The sequence below is a fragment of the Chrysanthemum yellows phytoplasma genome (genome assembly GCF_000803325.1).
Lineage (GTDB): Bacteria > Bacillota_I > Bacilli_A > Acholeplasmatales > Acholeplasmataceae > Phytoplasma > Phytoplasma asteris.
Genome location: NZ_JSWH01000049.1, coordinates 1 through 1,228, shown reverse-complemented (window position 1 = coordinate 1,228; position 1,228 = coordinate 1). Strand labels below are relative to the sequence as shown.

Annotated in this window: 1 protein-coding gene; it reads left to right on the top strand. The window is 23.9% G+C overall.

Translation table 11 applies throughout. The features are described 5' to 3' along the window. Nucleotides 1–651 precede the first annotated feature (651 nt). Nucleotides 652–1,161, top strand: a complete 510-nt coding sequence (locus tag OL66_RS00805; protein ID WP_034172075.1) for an NUDIX hydrolase — start codon at nucleotides 652–654, stop codon at nucleotides 1,159–1,161. The last annotated feature ends 67 nt before the right edge of the window (nucleotides 1,162–1,228 follow it).

Genomic DNA, 1,228 nt, shown 5'->3' with positions numbered 1-1,228 from the left:
TTTTGAGTTATTATAATATTTTTGCACTTTTTACAACTAATATAAAAGTCAATATTTTTGAATAATCAAGTATTTTTAGTAGCTCAAATTAACAAATTACTAAAAATTGCCTTTTTCAAATTACAAAACAACAAAAAAATAAAAAAAAGTTAGCAAAAAATAACATAATATTAAAAAAAATGCTAAAATAAAATAGTAAGTATAATTTTTTTTAGTTTTGTCATCTTTTATTTTGGTTGTTAAAGCCCTATTTCACTAAGCTTTTAATTTTAAAAGTTTACTTTCATTTGTAAAGTTTGATTTAAAAAATAAAAAAATTAAAGCCATAAATTGTGCCATCCAACAAATACAGAAATAAAAGTTATCCAAAAAAATATTGGGAGGAAAAATATTAGCAAAATTTTAACCATCAATTAAACAACTATTTATAATAAATCAAATAATAATTTGAAATATTTTTTACAAAAAACTTATTATTTGCATTTTCATTTATTTGCTATCTATGCTATCTACACTTTTTACTAATTTTACCAAAAATATTTATTTCTTAATTCAAAAATAACTTTTTGACAATATTAACAATATTAAAATTAAAAAAGCTAAAATTAAAAAAATAAATTAAAAAAGAAAGAATGGAAAAAGGTTTTTTAAATGAGCAACTATATCAACAAATTGCGCCAAAAAATTGGGAAAGACCCTTTATTTTCTCCTGGGGCTTCCGTTATTGTTTATGAAAATAATAAATATTTATTGCAATTCCGCAAAGATTTTAATGTTTGGGGACTTCATGGTGGAGCAATGGAATTAGGAGAAACTGGAGCTGATGTTTGCGTAAGAGAACTAGAAGAAGAAACAGGTCTTAAAGCTTTAGAAATTCATCCCTTTCGTACCTATTGTGGAAAACATTTTGTTATCAATTATCCTAACGGAGATGTTGTCTATCCAGTTGTTATGGCTTTTTTAGTAACTAAAACACAAGGAAAATTAAGCCCACAAGATGATGAAGTTGCTGAACTAAAATGGTTTGATGAGGCCTCTTTGCCAATAGATGCTATGATGGAAATTGACAAAACCTTTTTAAAAGATTTTTTACAACACAAAAACCAAACCCAACCTCAAACATACAAAACTAAATTTTGTCAGGCAAAATGTCTTTGCTAAGAAAAAAATTAAAATATATTCCAAATTATTACATTCAAAATAATTATAAATTGAAATAATTATAAAT